Origin of the sequence: Paraburkholderia sp. UYCP14C (assembly GCF_004197395.1) — a bacterium.
Taxonomy (GTDB): domain Bacteria; phylum Pseudomonadota; class Gammaproteobacteria; order Burkholderiales; family Burkholderiaceae; genus Paraburkholderia.
This window is the reverse complement of record NZ_SELS01000003.1, coordinates 44,295-61,740: the sequence shown is the minus strand read 5'-3', so window position 1 is coordinate 61,740 and position 17,446 is coordinate 44,295. Positions and strand designations below refer to the sequence as shown.

The 17,446-nt window shown below is 61.5% G+C and carries 16 protein-coding genes; all 16 read left to right on the top strand.

What is annotated here, in order from left to right; genetic code table 11:
• The 16 genes from EVC45_RS03390 to EVC45_RS03315 all read left to right on the top strand — a co-directional run bounded on the left by EVC45_RS03390 (position 1) and on the right by EVC45_RS03315 (position 17,400).
• Positions 1-1,785 carry an ATP-binding cassette domain-containing protein gene (locus EVC45_RS03390; RefSeq protein WP_129956631.1) on the top strand — a complete coding sequence of 595 codons (1,785 nt, stop codon included), beginning with the start codon at positions 1-3 and terminating at the stop codon, positions 1,783-1,785.
• Positions 1,785-2,561, top strand: a complete 777-nt coding sequence (locus EVC45_RS03385) for an ABC transporter ATP-binding protein (protein ID WP_373682978.1) — start codon at positions 1,785-1,787, stop codon at positions 2,559-2,561. The genes EVC45_RS03390 and EVC45_RS03385 overlap by 1 nt, the downstream gene beginning before the upstream one ends.
• A 176-nt stretch (positions 2,562-2,737) precedes the next feature.
• A complete protein-coding gene (mnmG, locus tag EVC45_RS03380; protein WP_129956629.1) occupies positions 2,738-4,696 on the top strand; it encodes a tRNA uridine-5-carboxymethylaminomethyl(34) synthesis enzyme MnmG in 1,959 nt (652 codons plus the stop codon).
• Positions 4,693-5,376 (top strand): 16S rRNA (guanine(527)-N(7))-methyltransferase RsmG, encoded by a 684-nt coding sequence (gene rsmG / locus EVC45_RS03375; protein ID WP_129956628.1) that lies wholly within the window; start codon positions 4,693-4,695, stop codon positions 5,374-5,376. Before mnmG ends, rsmG begins: the two co-directional genes overlap by 4 nt.
• Positions 5,377-5,447: 71 nt before the next feature.
• Positions 5,448-6,239: a ParA family protein gene (locus tag EVC45_RS03370; protein ID WP_129956627.1), complete on the top strand. Its 792-nt coding sequence runs from the start codon at positions 5,448-5,450 to the stop codon at positions 6,237-6,239.
• Positions 6,240-6,257: 18 nt separating this feature from the next.
• The gene (locus tag EVC45_RS03365; protein ID WP_129956626.1) at positions 6,258-7,145 is read left to right on the top strand and encodes a ParB/RepB/Spo0J family partition protein; all 888 of its coding nucleotides are present in this window, start codon (positions 6,258-6,260) and stop codon (positions 7,143-7,145) included.
• A gap of 576 nt (positions 7,146-7,721) precedes the next feature.
• On the top strand, positions 7,722-8,267 hold the full coding sequence (locus EVC45_RS03360; RefSeq protein ID WP_129956625.1) for an ATP synthase subunit I: 546 nt from the start codon (positions 7,722-7,724) through the stop codon (positions 8,265-8,267).
• A 163-nt stretch (positions 8,268-8,430) separates the two neighbouring features.
• Positions 8,431-9,282 (top strand): F0F1 ATP synthase subunit A, encoded by an 852-nt coding sequence (gene atpB, locus EVC45_RS03355; protein WP_129956624.1) that lies wholly within the window; start codon positions 8,431-8,433, stop codon positions 9,280-9,282.
• 80 nt (positions 9,283-9,362) lie between these two features.
• Entirely contained in the window at positions 9,363-9,632 is a 270-nt protein-coding gene (atpE, locus tag EVC45_RS03350; RefSeq protein WP_007180033.1) for a F0F1 ATP synthase subunit C, read from the top strand.
• Between the two features lie 136 nt (positions 9,633-9,768).
• The gene (locus tag EVC45_RS03345) at positions 9,769-10,239 is read left to right on the top strand and encodes a F0F1 ATP synthase subunit B (RefSeq protein ID WP_129956623.1); all 471 of its coding nucleotides are present in this window, start codon (positions 9,769-9,771) and stop codon (positions 10,237-10,239) included.
• A 2-nt stretch (positions 10,240-10,241) separates the two neighbouring features.
• Entirely contained in the window at positions 10,242-10,781 is a 540-nt protein-coding gene (locus EVC45_RS03340; protein ID WP_129956622.1) for a F0F1 ATP synthase subunit delta, read from the top strand.
• Positions 10,782-10,838: 57 nt separating this feature from the next.
• The gene (gene atpA / locus EVC45_RS03335) at positions 10,839-12,380 is read left to right on the top strand and encodes a F0F1 ATP synthase subunit alpha (protein ID WP_129956621.1); all 1,542 of its coding nucleotides are present in this window, start codon (positions 10,839-10,841) and stop codon (positions 12,378-12,380) included.
• Between the two features lie 90 nt (positions 12,381-12,470).
• Complete coding sequence (gene atpG, locus EVC45_RS03330; protein ID WP_129956620.1) at positions 12,471-13,355, top strand: F0F1 ATP synthase subunit gamma; 885 nt, start codon at positions 12,471-12,473, stop codon at positions 13,353-13,355.
• Positions 13,356-13,456: 101 nt separating this feature from the next.
• Entirely contained in the window at positions 13,457-14,851 is a 1,395-nt protein-coding gene (gene atpD / locus EVC45_RS03325) for a F0F1 ATP synthase subunit beta (RefSeq protein WP_090802401.1), read from the top strand.
• Between the two features lie 157 nt (positions 14,852-15,008).
• Positions 15,009-15,434 carry a F0F1 ATP synthase subunit epsilon gene (locus tag EVC45_RS03320; protein WP_008917918.1) on the top strand — a complete coding sequence of 142 codons (426 nt, stop codon included), beginning with the start codon at positions 15,009-15,011 and terminating at the stop codon, positions 15,432-15,434.
• A gap of 235 nt (positions 15,435-15,669) precedes the next feature.
• On the top strand, positions 15,670-17,400 hold the full coding sequence (locus EVC45_RS03315; RefSeq protein ID WP_129956619.1) for an AMP-binding protein: 1,731 nt from the start codon (positions 15,670-15,672) through the stop codon (positions 17,398-17,400).
• Positions 17,401-17,446 lie beyond the last annotated feature (46 nt).

Below are 17,446 nucleotides of genomic sequence, written 5' to 3'. Positions count from 1 at the left end.
ATGAAACGGATCATGCAAAAGAAGTTCTTCTGGTTGTTCCTCGTGGTGCTGTTCGCGTTGCCGGTTCTGCCGCATCCGATTCATGTGCCCGAGTACTGGGTCACGCTGCTGAACTACATCGGCCTCTATTCGATCGTCGCGATCGGCCTCGTGCTGTTAACCGGCATCGGCGGGATGACGAGCTTCGGGCAGGCCGCGTTCGTCGGCATCGGCGCCTATGCGACCGCGTATCTGACGACGAACTTTGGCGTGTCACCGTGGCTCGCGCTGATCGCGGGCGTGATCGTGACTGCGCTGATCGCGCTGATGCTCGGTCTCGTGACGATGCGTCTGTCCGGCCATTTCCTGCCGCTTGGCACGATTGCGTGGGGGCTCGCGCTGTTCTACCTGTTCGGCAATCTCGACATGCTCGGCAAGTACGACGGCATCAACGGCATCCCGGTGCTGAATGTTTTTGGGATCAACCTCGAGTCCGGCCGCCATATCTATTACCTGATCTGGGTGGTCGTGCTGGGGGCGGTCGTCTCTGTTCAGAATCTGCTTAATAGTCGCCCGGGCCGCGCCATTCGTGCGCTGCGCGGCGGTGGTCAGATGGCCGAAGCGATGGGCGTCAATACCGGCTGGATGCGCGTGGTGATCTTCGTCTATGCGGCGGTGCTGGCGTCGGTGTCGGGCTTTCTGTACGCGCACTTGCAGCGCGCCGTGAACCCGACGCCGTTTGGGCTGAATCACGGCATTGAGTTTCTGTTCATGGCGGTGGTGGGCGGTGTCTCGCACGTCTGGGGCGCGGTGCTCGGCGCGGCAATTCTGACCGTGCTGCAGGATTATCTGCAGACGCTACTGCCGAAACTGCTCGGCGAGAACGGCAACTTCGAAGTGATCGTGTTCGGCATCATCATGGTGCTGCTGCTTCAGTACGCACGGCAGGGCGTATGGCCGTTCGTCGCGCGCTTTTTCCCGCGTGGCCCGCGTGCGCATCTCGCAGATCACGCGGAGCCGCTGCCGCAGCGCAACAAGCCACAGGCCGGCGAAGACCTGTTGACGGTGAACAAGGCGCGCAAGCAGTTCGGCGGCCTCGTCGCGGTGAACGATGTGAGCTTCGAGGTCAAGGCCGGGCAGATCATCGGGCTGATCGGACCGAACGGCGCCGGTAAGTCGACGACCTTCAATCTCGTGACCGGCGTGCTGCAGGCGACGAGTGGCGAGATCACGTTCCGCGGCGAGCGCATCGATGCGCTGAGTTCACGTGAAATCGTCAAGCGTGGCATCGGCCGGACGTTCCAGCATGTGAAGCTGCTGCCGGGCATGACCGTGCTCGAGAACGTCGCGATCGGCGCGCATCTGCGTGGCCATGCGGGTGTGTGGCGCAGCGTCGTGCGGCTGAACAGCTCGGAAGAGGCGCGGCTGATGGCCGAAGCCGCTCGGCAGATTCGCCGCGTCGGACTCGAACAGCATATGTATGACGAGGCAGGCAGCCTCGCGCTCGGTCAGCAGCGGATTCTCGAAATTGCGCGCGCGCTGTGCTGCGATCCGACTCTGCTATTGCTCGACGAGCCGGCTGCAGGTCTGCGCTATCAGGAAAAGCTTCAACTTGCCGATCTGCTGCGCAGGCTGAGGGCGGAAGGGATGAGTGTGCTGCTCGTCGAGCACGATATGGATTTCGTGATGAATCTGACGGACCGGCTCGTGGTGATGGAGTTCGGTACGCGGATCGCTGAAGGTCTGCCGCAGGAAGTGCAGCAGGATCCAGCGGTGCTCGAAGCGTATCTGGGTGGGGTGGAATGATGAATAACACGACAACGACCGGTGTGGCGGCCGCGGGACCGATTCTCGAAGTAGATCATTTGTCGGTCCGCTACGGCAAGGTCGAGGCGCTGCACAATGCGGCGATCAAGGTGCGGGCGGGGCAGATCGTCTCCGTGATCGGTCCGAACGGTGCGGGCAAATCGACGCTGCTGAACGCGATCATGGGCGCATTGCCCACGTCCGGTCATGCAAAAGGCGCGGTCTCCTATCAGGGCGAAGACGTCAGCGCGGTGCCGGTCGAAAAACGGGTCGCACTCGGTATGTGTCTGGTGCCGGAAAAGCGCGAGCTGTTCGCATCGATGACGGTGGAAGACAATCTGCTGCTTGGCGCCTACCGGCGCAAGCGGGCAGGGGAGCGCAACTTTCTCGATCAGCTGGAACCGGTGTTCGAACTGTTCCCGCGGCTGAAGGAGCGGCGCAAGCAGGCGGCTGGGACGCTTTCAGGTGGCGAGCGGCAGATGCTCGCGGTAGGCCGTGCGCTGATGGGCAAGCCCGATCTACTGATGCTGGACGAGCCGAGCCTCGGACTCGCGCCTCTGATCGTGAAGGAAATTTTCCACATCATCAGCGCGTTGCGGCAGACGGGCGTTGCGACGCTGCTGATCGAGCAGAATGCGCGCGCCGCATTGCAGATCTCGGACTACGGCTACGTGCTGGAAACCGGCGAGCTGGCACTGGAAGGACCGGCATCCGACCTCGCGCAGAATCCCCGGGTGATCGAAACCTATCTTGGCCTCGCGAAAAAAGTCGCCTAGGCTCGCACTTTTCCGGTTAGCGGCGGTCTCTGAAAGCGGTGTGTTTCACGTGAAACATACCGCTTTTTTATTGTTTCACCATTCCGACGAAATTCGGGCCGAAACCGAACCCGTTATAATTCGCCCATACATTTTCCTTTGAAGGCTCACGCGACGATCTGGCGTGAGATCCCGCGATGCTTTTTCCCACAGAATTTGACGTAATCGTCGTCGGCGGCGGTCATGCCGGCACCGAAGCCGCTTTGGCGTCGGCGCGTATGGGCAATAAAACGCTGCTTTTGACCCATAACATCGAAACCCTAGGTCAGATGAGCTGCAATCCGTCGATTGGCGGCATTGGCAAAGGCCATCTAGTCAAGGAAGTCGACGCGCTCGGCGGCGCCATGGCGGCCGCTACCGACGAAAGCGGCATCCAGTTTCGTATCCTGAATTCGTCGAAAGGACCAGCCGTCCGCGCAACGCGCGCTCAGGCCGACCGCGTGCTGTACAAGGCAGCGATCCGCCATCGGCTTGAGAATCAGCCGAACCTGTGGCTGTTTCAGCAGGCCGTCGACGATCTGATGGTTGACGGCGACCGCGTGGTCGGTGCCGTCACGCAAGTGGGCATCCGTTTCCGGTCGCGCGCGGTGGTACTGACGGCTGGCACGTTCCTCGACGGCAAGATTCACGTGGGGTTGAACAACTATACCGGCGGCCGCGCGGGCGACCCCGCTGCGGTTTCGCTGTCGGCGCGGCTGAAAGAACTCAAGCTGCCGCAGGGTAGGCTGAAGACGGGTACGCCGCCGCGAATCGACGGCCGCACGATCGACTATTCGCTGCTCGAAGAGCAGCCGGGCGATCTAGACCCGGTGCCGGTGTTCTCATTCCTCGGCCGCGTCGAGCAGCATCCGCGCCAGGTGCCGTGCTGGGTCACGCATACGAATCAACGGACGCATGACATCATTCGCGGCGGTCTCGATCGTTCGCCGATGTACACGGGTGTGATCGAGGGGGTGGGGCCGCGCTATTGCCCGTCGATCGAGGACAAGATTCACCGGTTTGCATCGAAGGAATCGCATCAGATCTACCTCGAGCCCGAAGGGCTGACGACCAACGAGTTCTATCCGAACGGGATCTCGACGAGCTTGCCCTTCGACGTGCAGCTCGAGCTGGTGCGCTCTATGCGCGGCCTCGAGCATGCGCACATCCTGCGCCCTGGCTACGCGATCGAGTACGACTATTTCGACCCGCGTGGGCTGAAGGCATCGCTGGAAACGAAGGTGATCAGTGGCCTGTTCTTCGCGGGACAGATCAACGGCACGACCGGCTACGAAGAGGCGGCGGCACAGGGCGTTCTGGCCGGCATCAACGCGGGTCTTTTCGTGCAAGGCAAGGAAGCATGGTGCCCGCGCCGCGATCAGGCTTATCTCGGCGTGCTCGTCGATGATCTGGTCACGCGCGGCGTGTCCGAGCCGTACCGGATGTTCACGAGCCGCGCGGAGTACCGTCTGAGCTTGCGCGAAGACAATGCCGATATGCGGTTGACGGAGATCGGGCGTGAGCTGGGTGTCGTCGATGATGCTCGCTGGGACGCCTTCAGTCGCAAACGTGACGCTGTTTCACGTGAAACACAGCGCTTGCGTTCGACCTGGGTCAATCCTAAGACGTTATCTGTCGAAGAAGCGACCGCCTTGCTCGGCAAACAGATCGACCACGAATACAGTCTCGCTGACCTGCTGCGTCGTCCGGGCGTCAGCTACGACGGCGTCTGCGGGCTGCGTGACGGCACTTGTGGCGCCCCGGAAGCTCTTTCGGAAGACCCGGTGCTGCTCGCGCAGATCAAGGAACAGATCGAAATCGGCGTCAAATATCAAGGCTACATCGACCGGCAGGCCGATGAGATCGAACGCAACGAGGCGCAAGAGAATACGCGTCTGCCGGAAGGGCTGGACTACACCGAGGTGCGTGGGCTGTCGTTCGAAGCCCGCCAGAAGCTGATGCAGTTCCGGCCGGAAACGATCGGACAGGCGTCGCGTATTTCGGGCATCACGCCTGCCGCGATCTCGCTGCTGATGGTTCATCTGAAGCGTGGCCTCGGGCGTCGTCCGTCGAAAGCCGCCGAACCCGGCACCGACAGCACGCCGGTGGTGCAATGACGGCTGCGCAGAGGGGTATCGACCAGCTGGCCTTGGCGTCATTGCTGGCGGATGGTGTCCGTGAGCTTGGCCTCGAGCTCAGCGACGCGCAGCAGCGCAAGCTGCTCGATTACGTCGCGCTGCTCGCAAAGTGGAACAACGTTTACAACCTGACGGCGATCCGCGATCCGCGGCAGATGCTGATCCAGCATATCCTCGATTCGCTATCGATCGTGCCGCACCTGGCGCCGCGCGGGCCGTCGTCGGTGCTCGACGTCGGTTCGGGGGGCGGCCTGCCGGGCATCGTGCTCGCGATCGTGCTGCCCGACTGGACTGTCACGACAAACGACATCGTCCATAAGAAGACGGCCTTTCAAGCGCAGGCAAAGGCCGAGCTGGCTCTCGCGAACCTGTCGGTTGTGACCGGGCGGGTGGAGACGCTGCGGCCTGGCGCCGAAGTACCGGCAAAGTTCGACGTAATCGTTTCGCGCGCATTCGCAGAACTCTCGGATTTCGTTACACTGGCCCGTCATCTCGTTGCGGAGCAGGGCGCAATCTGGGCGATGAAGGGCGTGCGGCCGGATGGCGAAATCGGGCGTCTGCCGGCGGGCGCCCACGTGGAACGGATCATCCGGCTGAACGTGCCGTCGCTAGGCGCCGAACGGCATCTGATCGAGGTGCGAGTGGACGCCGAAAGCTGACGACCGTTGCGGCCTGTCAGCACCCTCAACGATTTCTTCTTCATCCAAGCAGCAAAAGGGACACACCAACGATGGCAAAAATCTTCTGCGTTGCGAACCAGAAGGGCGGCGTCGGCAAGACGACCACCACAGTCAATCTGGCCGCGAGCCTGGCAGCGCAGGGACAGCGAGTCCTTCTCATCGATCTGGACCCGCAGGGCAACGCCACGATGGGCAGCGGCATCGACAAGGCCGAATGCACGAACACGGTTTACGAGGTGCTCGTGGACAACGTGGCGGTGGCCGATGCGCGCGTGCGGCCCGAGGCGCTCGACTACGACGTGCTGCCGGCGAACCGTGAGCTCGCGGGTGCCGAAGTCGAACTCGTCAGCATGCAGAATCGCGAGCGTCAGCTGAAGACGGCGCTTGCGGCGGTCGTCGGCGAATACGATTTCGTGCTGATCGATTGCCCGCCGGCTTTGTCGCTGCTCACTCTCAACGGACTATGCGCTGCGCACGGCGTCGTCATTCCGATGCAGTGCGAATACTTCGCGCTCGAAGGGCTGTCCGACCTCGTCAACACGATCAAGCAGGTCCACGCGAACCTCAATCGCGACCTCAAGGTGATCGGTCTGCTGCGCGTGATGTTCGATCCGCGCATCACGTTGCAACAGCAAGTCTCGGATCAATTGAAAGAGCACTTCGGCGACAAGGTGTTCGACGCGGTGATTCCACGCAACGTGCGATTGGCCGAGGCGCCCAGCTACGGGCTGCCCGGGGTGGTGTTCGATAGAGCGTCGCGAGGCGCGCAGGCGTACGTGCAGTTCGGCGTCGAAATGATTGAGCGGGTGCGCGCGCTGAATGACGCGCCCCTGGCATCCTAAGCGGATCGAGGAAGCACGATGAATGCAGTAGCAAGAAAGAAGGGACTGGGCCGCGGTCTGGAGGCATTGCTTGGCGGCACCGCGGATATCACCGAGGCGGCGGTGATCGACGGCGCGCCGAACGTGCTGCCGCTCGGCAAAATGCAAGCTGGCAAATACCAGCCGCGCACGCGCATGGACGAAGGCGCGCTGCAGGAACTCGCGGCGAGCATCCGCGCGCAAGGGCTGATGCAGCCGATTCTCGTGCGTCCGATCGCGGCGGATCGCTACGAGATCATCGCGGGGGAGCGGCGTTTTCGTGCGGCGCGTCTCGCGGGCCTCGACGAGGTGCCGGTGCTGGTGAAGGACGTCCCCGATCAGGCGGCCGCGGCGATGGCGCTGATCGAGAACATCCAGCGTGAAGACCTGAATCCGCTCGAAGAAGCCCAAGGTATCCAGCGCTTGCTCGACGAATTCAATTTCACGCATGAACAGGCGGCAGAGTCGGTCGGACGTTCGCGTAGCGCGGTGTCGAACCTGCTGCGTTTGCTGAACCTCGCAACGCCGGTACAGACGATGTTGCTCGCCGGCGACCTCGACATGGGCCACGCTCGCGCGTTGCTCGCCGTCGATGCAGCGACGCAGATCACGCTGGCCAACCAGGTCGTCAACAAGCGTCTGTCCGTGCGCGAGACCGAAAAGCTGGTCGCGATGACCACGAAGGTGACGCCGGCGGTCAAGGCGCGCGCGAATCCGGATGGCGGGCGTGACACGCGACGGCTGGAAGAGGAACTGTCGGACCTGCTGTCCGCGACGGTGAAAATCAAGCTCGGCCGACGTGGCCGGGGCCAGGTGCTGGTGGATTTCGGCGATCTCGATGCGCTGGAAGGCATTCTGGTTCGCTTGCGCGGGAACGCGAACGTCTGAGCGCAGATTGGCGCTCAGCGGGGAAGGGTGGTGAACGGCTGGCGGCGTGTGCATCGGCACTGCCGCAAGTCGGTTTACCGAAGCTCGAGCGATTACCGTGGATTCCTAAATACCCCGCGCAGAAATAGTCAGGAATCCTAGCTTCAGACGCGCGACATCCGCGCGATAATCATCCTTACGAGCCGCTATCAGAAGGCCGCGCGATCATCATCGAAATTTGCGATCAGGATGGTTCAGGGCAATGGATCAGCTCTCCCATTCAGCCCTTAAAAAAGCGTCATTTGTTGCATTTTCGAGACGTCCGCAGCAGCGTCGAAATGCCTCGCCCACGAGCTTCGATCCATACGATTACCCACACGGGTTTTGCCATCCCCCGCCTGCCTTACATTTGACGTGTTTCGCGTGGTTAGCATACGTTTTACCGCATCGTGAAGGCACGTTTCACGCGGTTATAGGCTGGCCTAAAGTCTTGAATTGCCTGCAACTATCGCTTACAATCGCCCGGATTTAATTGCACGGCAACCCCGTAAGCGCTGCGTAAACTCGCGGGCTGAACGAGACTTTCGGAACATTGCGATGGCGGTCAAAACGTCGAATCTGTCGCCGGAGAATGGTGACGACAGACACCGCGCTGAACGCTCCGCACCCGATACGTCCGCCAGTCGGCAGTTCGATCCGGCCGAAGCGTGGGATGACGCGCAGGAAGACAACAATATCGTTCCGCTCACGCGGGCCGAGGCGGAAAAGCTGTTTGGTCCCGGCGTGGGTCGTCCATCGCGTGTGACGCCGTTCAGGGTCGTCGCGGCGCAAATGGTTTTGTCCCTGGCTGCAACGCTGTTGTGGTGGCTGTTCTACAAGCCGCCGGGCGCTGCTGCGCTGTCAGCGTTCCTGGGAGGCGCGATTTGCTGGGTGCCGAGCGCGTTGTTCGCGGCACGATTGAAAAAGCAGGGCGGCGCCGAGACCGCGATGAGCTGGATGATCGGCGAAGCACTCAAGATGGGGACAACGATTGCGATGTTTGTCGCAATCGCCTTCTGGTACCACGACGTACGCTGGATTCCGCTGCTCGTGACCTACCTCATCGCGCTGAAGACTTACTGGATCGCCTTGGCGTGGCGCTAAGGTAGCAGCACCAAAATAGCAGCAAAAAGAATTTAGGCCGGCGCGTGGCGCTGGCACGGGTGTGCGGATGAGACAGGGCCCGCACCCGGCGCGTTCCCGCAATACAGTATTTCGGCGGGAGCGGCCTCGAACGATTTTCGACAATTTGGGTGGCTTTAACGATATGGCAGCTAGCGAAGGCACGCGCGCAATGGATCCGTCCGAGTACATCGCGCACCACTTGCAGAACTTTTCCACCGCGCACCAGACGTCGATTTTCGACATCCATGTGTGGAATCTCGACACCCTTTTCTGGTCGATCGTGTGCGGTCTCGTCACGATCCTCGTGCTGCACATGGCAGCCCGCAAGGCAACGTCCGGCGTGCCGGGCCGTTTCCAATGCGCGATCGAAATGCTGGTCGAAATGGTCGAGGATCAGTCGAAGGCCATGATCCACGGCTCGCGCACCTTCATTGCACCGCTCGCGCTGACCGTGTTCGTGTGGGTCGCGCTGATGAACTCTCTCGACTTCATTCCCGTCGACCTGCCGGGCCGCGTAATCGGCTGGCTGGGTCTCTCCGAAGTCATCCCGCATCACCGCCTCGTACCGACCGCCGACCTGAACGGCACGATCGGCATCGCGCTCGGCGTGTTCGTGCTGATGATTTACTACAACTTCAAGATCAAGGGCGCTGGCGGCTTCGTGCATGAACTGCTGTCCGCTCCGTTCGGCGCGCATCCGCTGCTGTGGATCCCGAACCTGGCACTGAACATCATCGAGTTCGTCGCGAAGACGGTCTCGCTCGGCATGCGGTTGTTTGGCAACATGTACGCGGGCGAACTGTTGTTCCTGCTGATTGCCCTGCTCGGCAGCATCTGGAGCTTCGGCGCGGACACGACGGTGCTTGGCTTCATCGGCCACGTGGTCGCCGGCACAGTGTGGTCAATCTTCCACATCCTGATCGTTCTGCTGCAGGCGTTCATTTTCATGATGCTGACGCTGGTGTACATCGGCCAGGCACACGACACGCACTAACCTGCGTTGTCGGCAAAGAATCGTAGTTTTTAAATCCCAGTTCCAACCAGTTCTAAAAGACTTTTCACAAAGGAGTGATCATGCAAGCTTTCATCGCCAACATCCAGGGTCTGACCGCCATCGGTATCGGCATCATCATCGGCCTGGGTGCTATCGGCGCCTGTATCGGTATCGGTCTGATGGGCGGCAAGTACATCGAAGCATGCGCCCGTCAACCGGAACTGATGAACCCGCTGCAAACCAAGATGTTCCTGCTGGCTGGTCTGATCGATGCGGCGTTCCTGATTGGCGTTGGTGTGGCAATGCTGTTTGCGTTCGCGAACCCGCTGCTCTCGAAGCTGGCAGGCTGAGGTTCCTCGGAGGTTTGCGCCTGAGCTATAACAGGTAAAGGCGCAGGGCGGAACGGGTACTGGGGCGCTGATCGAGCAGAATCGATGAGCGCCTTGCCGTTTCACTTTCCGAACAAGCAACGTTTAAGGAAACACCGTGAATCTCAACGCAACCCTGTTTGCGCAAATGGTCGTGTTCCTGATCCTCGCGTGGTTCACGATGAAATTCGTGTGGCCGCCGCTGATCAACGCCCTCGACGAGCGCGCGAAGAAGATCGCCGACGGTCTGTCCGCCGCGGAAAAGGGCAAGCAGGAACTCGAAGCCGCTCACAAGCGCGTCGACCAGGAACTGGCTCAGGCTCGCAACGATGGTCAGCAACGCATCGCCGACGCTGAAAAGCGCGCCGTTGCAGTCGCCGACGAAATCAAGGCTCAGGCGCAGGCGGAAGCCGCCCGCATCATCGCGCAGGCGAAGGCCGACGCGGATCAGCAAGTCGTGAAGGCGCGCGAAACGCTGCGCGGCGAAGTCGCTGCACTCGCTGTGAAAGGCGCTGAACAGATCCTGAAGCGCGAAGTCGACCAGGCAGCGCACGCTGACCTGTTGAATCAACTGAAAGCCGAGCTCTGATCATGGCCGAACTTGCAACCATCGCCCGTCCGTACGCGGAAGCGCTGTTTGGCGTGGCCGAAGCTGGTGACATCGCCGCCTGGTCCACGCTCGTGCAGGAGCTGGCACAGGTTGCGCGTCTGCCCGAAGTGCTGTCGGTCGCCTCGAGCCCGAAAGTAAGCCGTGCCCAGGTTAGCGATCTGCTGCTGGCCGCGGTCCAGTCGCCGCTCAAGGACAACGCGCAAGCGAAGAATCTGGTGCAGATGCTGGTGGACAACCATCGCCTGCAACTGCTGCCGGAAATCGCCTCGCAGTTCGAAGAGTTGAAGAACGCCCGCGAAGGGGCGGCAGATGTGCTGATCGTCAGCGCATTCCCGCTCGAAGGTGCGCAGTTGAACGAACTCGTCGCAAGCCTCGAACGCAAGTTCAAGCGCAAGCTGAAACCGACGGTCGAAGTCGATCAGTCGCTGATCGGCGGCGTGCGCGTGACGGTCGGCGACGAAGTGCTCGATACCTCGGTCCGCGCGCGACTCGCCAGCATGCAAACGGCCCTGACGGCCTGAAGCGCTTCGCGCTTTTAGCGGCTGGCACGCAACAGAATTGACTATCAGGAGCGAATAATGCAACTCAATCCCTCTGAGATCAGCGAGCTGATCAAGAGCCGGATCCAGGGCCTTGACGCGAGCGCAGACGTTCGCAACCAGGGCACCGTGATCTCCGTGACCGACGGTATCGTGCGTATCCACGGCCTGTCGGAAGTGATGCAGGGCGAAATGCTCGAATTCCCGGGCAACACCTTCGGTCTCGCACTGAACCTCGAGCGCGACTCGGTCGGCGCCGTGATTCTGGGTGAATACGAACACATTTCGGAAGGCGACATCGTCAAGACGACGGGCCGCATTCTCGAAGTGCCGGTGGGTCCGGAACTGCTCGGCCGTGTGGTCGACGCGCTCGGCAACCCGATCGACGGCAAGGGCCCGCTCAACGCGAAGATGACCGACGCAATCGAAAAGATTGCACCGGGCGTGATCTGGCGTAAGTCGGTTTCGGAACCGGTCCAAACCGGTCTGAAGTCGATCGACTCGATGGTGCCGATCGGCCGTGGCCAGCGTGAGCTGATCATCGGCGACCGCCAGTGCGGCAAGACCGCAGTCGCAGTCGACGCGATCATCAACCAGAAGGGCAAGAACCTCGTCTGTATCTACGTCGCGATCGGCCAGAAGGCTTCGTCGATCATGAACGTGGTGCGCAAGCTCGAAGAATCGGGCGCGCTCGAATACACGATCGTCGTGGCCGCTTCGGCTTCGGATTCGGCCGCGATGCAATACCTCGCACCGTACGCCGGCTGCACGATGGGCGAATACTTCCGCGATCGCGGCCAGGACGCGCTGATCGTTTATGACGACTTGACCAAGCAGGCTTGGGCATACCGTCAGATCTCGCTGCTGCTGCGCCGCCCGCCGGGCCGTGAAGCTTACCCGGGTGACGTGTTCTATCTGCACTCGCGTCTGCTCGAGCGTGCGGCTCGCGTGTCGGAAGAGTACGTCGAGAAGTTCACCAACGGTGAAGTGAAGGGCAAGAGCGGTTCGCTGACGGCACTGCCGGTCATCGAAACGCAGGCTGGCGACGTGACCGCATTCGTTCCGACGAACGTGATCTCGATTACCGACGGCCAGATCTTCCTTGAAACCGACCTCTTCAACGCAGGTATCCGCCCGGCAATTAACGCTGGCGTGTCGGTGTCGCGTGTGGGTGGCGCGGCTCAGACCAAGGTCGTGAAGAAGCTGTCGGGCGGTATCCGTACCGACCTCGCGCAGTACCGTGAGCTCGCAGCGTTCGCGCAGTTCGCGTCGGACCTCGACGAAGCGACCCGCAAGCAGCTCGAGCGCGGCCGCCGCGTGACGGAACTGCTGAAGCAGCCGCAATATCAGCCGCTGCAAGTGTGGGAACTGGCTGTGTCGCTGTTCGCGGCGAACAACGGCTATCTCGACGACCTCGAAGTTGCTCAAGTCCTGCCGTTCGAGAAGGGCCTGCGCGACCACCTGAAGTCGAGCCATGCTGACCTGGTCAAGCGTATCGAAGATACCAAGGAACTCTCGAAGGACGACGAAGGCCTGTTGCACACGGCCGTCAAAGACTTCAAGAAGTCCGGCGCTTATTGATCCGCGAGTGATCCGCAAGGCATAAACGGACCTTGAAGCGGTACGGAGCGCACGTGAGTGCCCCGCGCCGCTTCGATCAAGGAGCAAGCAATGGCTGGAATGAAGGAAATTCGCGGCAAGATCAAGAGCGTGCAAAACACGCGCAAGATCACGAAAGCGATGGAGATGGTGGCCGCATCGAAGATGCGCCGCGCTCAGGAGCGCATGCGCGCTGCTCGCCCGTATGCCGACAAGGTCCGCGACATCGCTGCGCACATGAGCCGTGCGAACCCGGAGTATCGTCACCCGTTCATGGTGTCGAACGAAGGCGCGAAAGCGGCCGGCATCATCCTCGTCACGACCGATAAAGGTCTGTGCGGCGGGATGAACACCAACGTGCTGCGCGCGTCGCTGCAGAAGTTCAAGGAACTGGAAGGCCAGGGCAAGACGATCGAGGCAACCGCGATCGGCAGCAAGGGTTACGGCTTCCTGAACCGTCTGCAGGCGAAGGTCGTATCGAACGTCGTGCAGCTGGGCGATACGCCGCATCTGGAAAAACTGATCGGCGCCGTGAAGGTGCAGCTCGACCTGTTCTCGGAAGGCAAGATCTCGGCGGTGTACCTCGCGTACACGCGCTTCGTCAACACGATGAAGCAGGAGCCGGTGATCGAGCAGCTGCTGCCGTTGTCGGCGGACCAGTTCGAGCGCAAGGAAGAAGACGGCACGACGCCGAGCACGCAGTGGGACTACATCTACGAGCCGGATGCGCAGGCAGTGGTGGACGAACTGCTGGTGCGTTATGTCGAAGCGCTGGTCTATCAGGCCGTCGCGGAAAACATGGCATCGGAGCAATCGGCCCGCATGGTCGCAATGAAGGCCGCTTCCGACAATGCGAAGACGGTCATCAGCGATCTGCAGCTCGTCTACAACAAGAGCCGTCAGGCCGCGATCACGAAAGAACTGTCGGAAATCGTCGGTGGAGCGGCGGCCGTCTGACCTCGGTCAGGCAGGTCGCTGCGTGTGCGCCCGAGCGGCGCACCCATCGGAGAAACTGCGCCTTTGCGCGAGTGAAGAATTGAGTATCTAAAGGAAAAGCGATGAGTACTACTGCTTTGGTAGAAGGCAAGATCGTACAGTGCATCGGCGCGGTGATCGACGTGGAATTTCCGCGTGAAACCATGCCGAAGATTTACGACGCGCTCATTCTCGAAGGTTCGGAGCTGACGCTCGAAGTCCAGCAGCAACTGGGCGACGGCGTGGTCCGTACCATCTGTCTGGGTGCTTCGGATGGTCTGCGCCGCGGCACGATCGTGAAGAACACGGGCAACCCGATCAGCGTGCCGGTCGGCAAGCCGACCCTCGGCCGTATCATGGACGTGCTGGGCCGTCCGATCGACGAAGCTGGCCCGATCTCGAGCGAAACCACGCGCGCGATCCACCAGAAGGCTCCGGCGTTCGACCAACTGTCGCCGTCGACCGAGCTGCTCGAAACCGGCATCAAGGTTATCGATCTGATCTGCCCGTTCGCGAAGGGCGGTAAGGTGGGTCTGTTCGGTGGCGCCGGTGTGGGCAAGACCGTGAACATGATGGAACTGATCAACAACATCGCGAAGGAACACGGCGGTTACTCCGTGTTCGCCGGTGTGGGCGAGCGTACCCGCGAAGGGAACGACTTCTATCATGAAATGAAGGACTCGAACGTTCTCGACAAGGTCGCGCTGGTGTACGGCCAGATGAACGAGCCGCCGGGCAACCGTCTGCGCGTCGCGCTGACCGGCCTGACGATGGCCGAGCACTTCCGTGACGAAGGCCTCGACGTGCTGTTCTTCGTCGACAACATCTACCGTTTCACGCTGGCCGGTACCGAAGTGTCGGCACTGCTCGGCCGTATGCCGTCGGCAGTGGGCTATCAGCCGACGCTGGCTGAAGAAATGGGTAAGCTGCAAGAGCGTATTACGTCGACCAAGACCGGCTCGATCACGTCGGTGCAGGCCGTCTACGTCCCTGCGGACGACTTGACCGACCCGTCGCCGGCTACGACCTTCGGCCACCTGGACGCAACCGTCGTGCTGTCGCGTGACATCGCTTCGCTCGGTATCTACCCCGCGGTCGATCCGCTCGATTCGACCTCGCGTCAGATCGACCCGCACGTGATCGGCGAGGAGCACTACTCGATCACGCGCGGCGTGCAGCAAACGCTGCAGCGCTACAAGGAACTGCGCGACATCATCGCGATTCTGGGCATGGACGAACTCGCGCCGGAAGACAAGCTCGCCGTCGCGCGCGCTCGTAAGATCCAGCGTTTCCTGTCGCAGCCGTTCCACGTCGCTGAAGTGTTCACGGGTTCGCCGGGCAAGTACGTGCCGCTGAAGGAAACGATCCGTGGCTTCAAGATGATCGTCGAAGGCGAGTGCGATCACCTGCCGGAGCAAGCGTTCTACATGGTCGGCACGATCGACGAAGCCTTCGAGAAGGCCAAGAAGATCCAGTAAAGGTCGGGTGTAACGAAGCGGGCGCGGGCCTCGCGCATCATCACTGCCAAAACGGTAGCGTTGCGCAAAGCCGGCGTCTCTTATTACGCTCAACCCGCCTTGCATGGGACGGGAGTCAGCACCAAGCGCTAACTCTCGTCGACAGGAGTCGACACATATGGCAACCATTAAAGTAGACGTCGTCAGCGCGGAAGAGGAAATCTTCTCGGGCCAGGCGAAGTTCGTCGCGCTGCCAGGCGAAGCGGGTGAACTCGGCATTCTGCCGGGCCACACGCCGCTGATCACGCGGATTCGTCCGGGTGCGGTGCGCATCGAAGTTGAAAACGGCGAAGAAGAATTTGTGTTCGTCGCCGGCGGCATCCTCGAAGTCCAGCCGGGCGCAGTGACGGTTCTCGCCGACACGGCGATCCGCGGCAAGGATCTCGACGAAGCCAAGGCCGAAGATGCACGCAAGCGTGCGGAAGAGGCGCTGCAGAACACGGGCTCGAACCTCGAGTACGCGACCGCACAGGCGGAACTCGCGTACGCGACGGCACAGCTCGCGGCAATCCAGCGTCTGCGCAAGCTGCGCGGCCAGCACTAAGCAGCATGTAGGAGAAGAAAGCAGCCTGCACGGCTGCTTTTTTTTGATATCTAGTTGACGTTTACGTAAAGGTCGGCAAAATCCACGAGGTTGGAGACACAGACGGTCGCGCGCGGCGGTAGGCGCAATGCGGTGCGGTGCGGGTAACACTTGATGCCGGCCGAATACGCGTCAGTGCACAATCGATTTCAAATTCATTTCAATTGGGCGCGCTCGCGCTCACGGAGACAACACCATGGCAACGCATAGCTCGGGCGAAGGTGCGCTCATCGAACCCGCGGATGGACTCTCGTACGTGCGCGGATCGACTGAAAATCCGTTGAGCGAAGCGACCGCCGGCGAGTTTCTGCGCGACACCGCCGCACGCTTTCCCGACCGGCCGGCCGTGGTGTTTCGCGAGCAGCGAATCCGCTGGACGTGGAGCGAATTCGCGCAGGAAGTGGATGTGCTCGCGTCCGGGCTGCTTTCGCTCGGCATCGCGAAGGGCGACCGTGTGGGCATCTGGTCGCCGAACCGAGTCGAGTGGCTGCTGACACAGTTCGCGACCGCGCGTATCGGCGCGATCCTCGTCAACATCAATCCGGCCTATCGGCTAGCGGAGCTCGAATACGCACTGAACAAGGTCGGCTGCAAGGCGATCATCAGTGCCGAGCGCTTCAAGACGTCGATGTACATCGAGATGCTGCAGGAACTCGCGCCCGAATTGGCGACGCAGCCGCCGGGCGAACTGCATGCGGCGCGGCTGCCGGAGCTGCGCTACGTGATCCGGATGTGCGACACCGAGACGCCCGGCATGCTGAGCTTTTCCGACGTGATCGAACGCGGTCGTGTGTCGCTCGATGCCAGCCGGCTCGATGAGATTGGCGCGACGCTGTCGTGCCGGGAGCCGATCAACATCCAGTTCACGAGCGGCACGACGGGCAGTCCGAAGGGCGCGACGCTGACGCATCGCAACGTCGTGAACAACGCTCGCTATATCGCGATGGCGATGCGGCTCAGCGAGCAGGACGGCCTGTGTATTCCGGTGCCGCTTTACCACTGCTTCGGGATGGTGCTGTCGGTGCTCGCGTGCGTGTCGGTCGGGGCGAACATGGTGTTCCCCGGCGAAGGCTTCGATCCGGCCGCGACGCTCGCCGCGACCGCGGAGGAAAAATGCACCGCGCTGCACGGCGTCCCGACGATGTTCATCGCGGAGCTCGACCACCCGAGCTTCGCTTCGTATGACTTCTCGCGGCTGCGCACCGGCATCATGGCGGGCTCGCCGTGCCCGATCGAGACGATGAAGAAGGTCGTCTCGAAGATGCACCTGAGCGAGGTCACGATCGCCTACGGCATGACGGAAACCAGCCCGGTATCGTTCCAGAGTTCGACGATGGATCCGCTCGACAAGCGTACGACGACCGTCGGGCGCATCCAGCCGCATCTCGAAGTGAAAATCGTCGATCCGCTCGGCAATATCGTGCCGGTCGGCGAAACCGGGGAGCTATGCACGCGCGGCTACTCGGTGATGCTCGGTTACTGGGGGGACGACGCGAAAACGCACGAGAGCATCGTGGACGGCTGGATGCACACAGGCGACCTGGCGACGCTCGACGCGCAAGGCTACTGCAACATTGTCGGCCGGCTGAAGGACATGCTGATTCGCGGCGGCGAAAACATCTATCCTCGCGAGATCGAGGAGTTTCTGTTTCGCCACCCGAAGATCCAGAGCGTGCAGGTGTTCGGCGTGCCCGATACCAGGTACGGGGAAGAAGTATGCGCGTGGATCGTGTTGCGGACGGGCGAACAGGCCACGGCAGAAGAAATCCAGCAGTTCTGCCAGGGACAGATTGCGCACTACAAGGTGCCGCGATATATCCGCTTTGTCGACGAACTGCCGATGACCGTGACCGGCAAGGTGCAAAAATTCGTGATGCGCGAACAGATGATCGGCGAATTGAAGCTCACGCGGGACAAGACGGCATGACAGCGCCACGGCACGCTGAGCCGCAAATATGAGCGAAAGCGAGGGG

Coding starts and splice junctions, on each gene's coding strand:
- atpD (WP_090802401.1), top strand. CDS start 13,457: ATGAGTACTACTGCTTTGGTAGAAGGCAAGATCGTACAGTGCATCGGC.
- mnmG (WP_129956629.1), top strand. CDS start 2,738: ATGCTTTTTCCCACAGAATTTGACGTAATCGTCGTCGGCGGCGGTCAT.
- EVC45_RS03315 (WP_129956619.1), top strand. CDS start 15,670: ATGGCAACGCATAGCTCGGGCGAAGGTGCGCTCATCGAACCCGCGGAT.
- EVC45_RS03340 (WP_129956622.1), top strand. CDS start 10,242: ATGGCCGAACTTGCAACCATCGCCCGTCCGTACGCGGAAGCGCTGTTT.
- EVC45_RS03390 (WP_129956631.1), top strand. CDS start 1: ATGAAACGGATCATGCAAAAGAAGTTCTTCTGGTTGTTCCTCGTGGTG.
- EVC45_RS03370 (WP_129956627.1), top strand. CDS start 5,448: ATGGCAAAAATCTTCTGCGTTGCGAACCAGAAGGGCGGCGTCGGCAAG.
- EVC45_RS03365 (WP_129956626.1), top strand. CDS start 6,258: ATGAATGCAGTAGCAAGAAAGAAGGGACTGGGCCGCGGTCTGGAGGCA.
- atpG (WP_129956620.1), top strand. CDS start 12,471: ATGGCTGGAATGAAGGAAATTCGCGGCAAGATCAAGAGCGTGCAAAAC.
- atpE (WP_007180033.1), top strand. CDS start 9,363: ATGCAAGCTTTCATCGCCAACATCCAGGGTCTGACCGCCATCGGTATC.
- rsmG (WP_129956628.1), top strand. CDS start 4,693: ATGACGGCTGCGCAGAGGGGTATCGACCAGCTGGCCTTGGCGTCATTG.
- EVC45_RS03360 (WP_129956625.1), top strand. CDS start 7,722: ATGGCGGTCAAAACGTCGAATCTGTCGCCGGAGAATGGTGACGACAGA.
- EVC45_RS03320 (WP_008917918.1), top strand. CDS start 15,009: ATGGCAACCATTAAAGTAGACGTCGTCAGCGCGGAAGAGGAAATCTTC.
- EVC45_RS03385 (WP_373682978.1), top strand. CDS start 1,785: ATGAATAACACGACAACGACCGGTGTGGCGGCCGCGGGACCGATTCTC.
- atpB (WP_129956624.1), top strand. CDS start 8,431: ATGGCAGCTAGCGAAGGCACGCGCGCAATGGATCCGTCCGAGTACATC.
- atpA (WP_129956621.1), top strand. CDS start 10,839: ATGCAACTCAATCCCTCTGAGATCAGCGAGCTGATCAAGAGCCGGATC.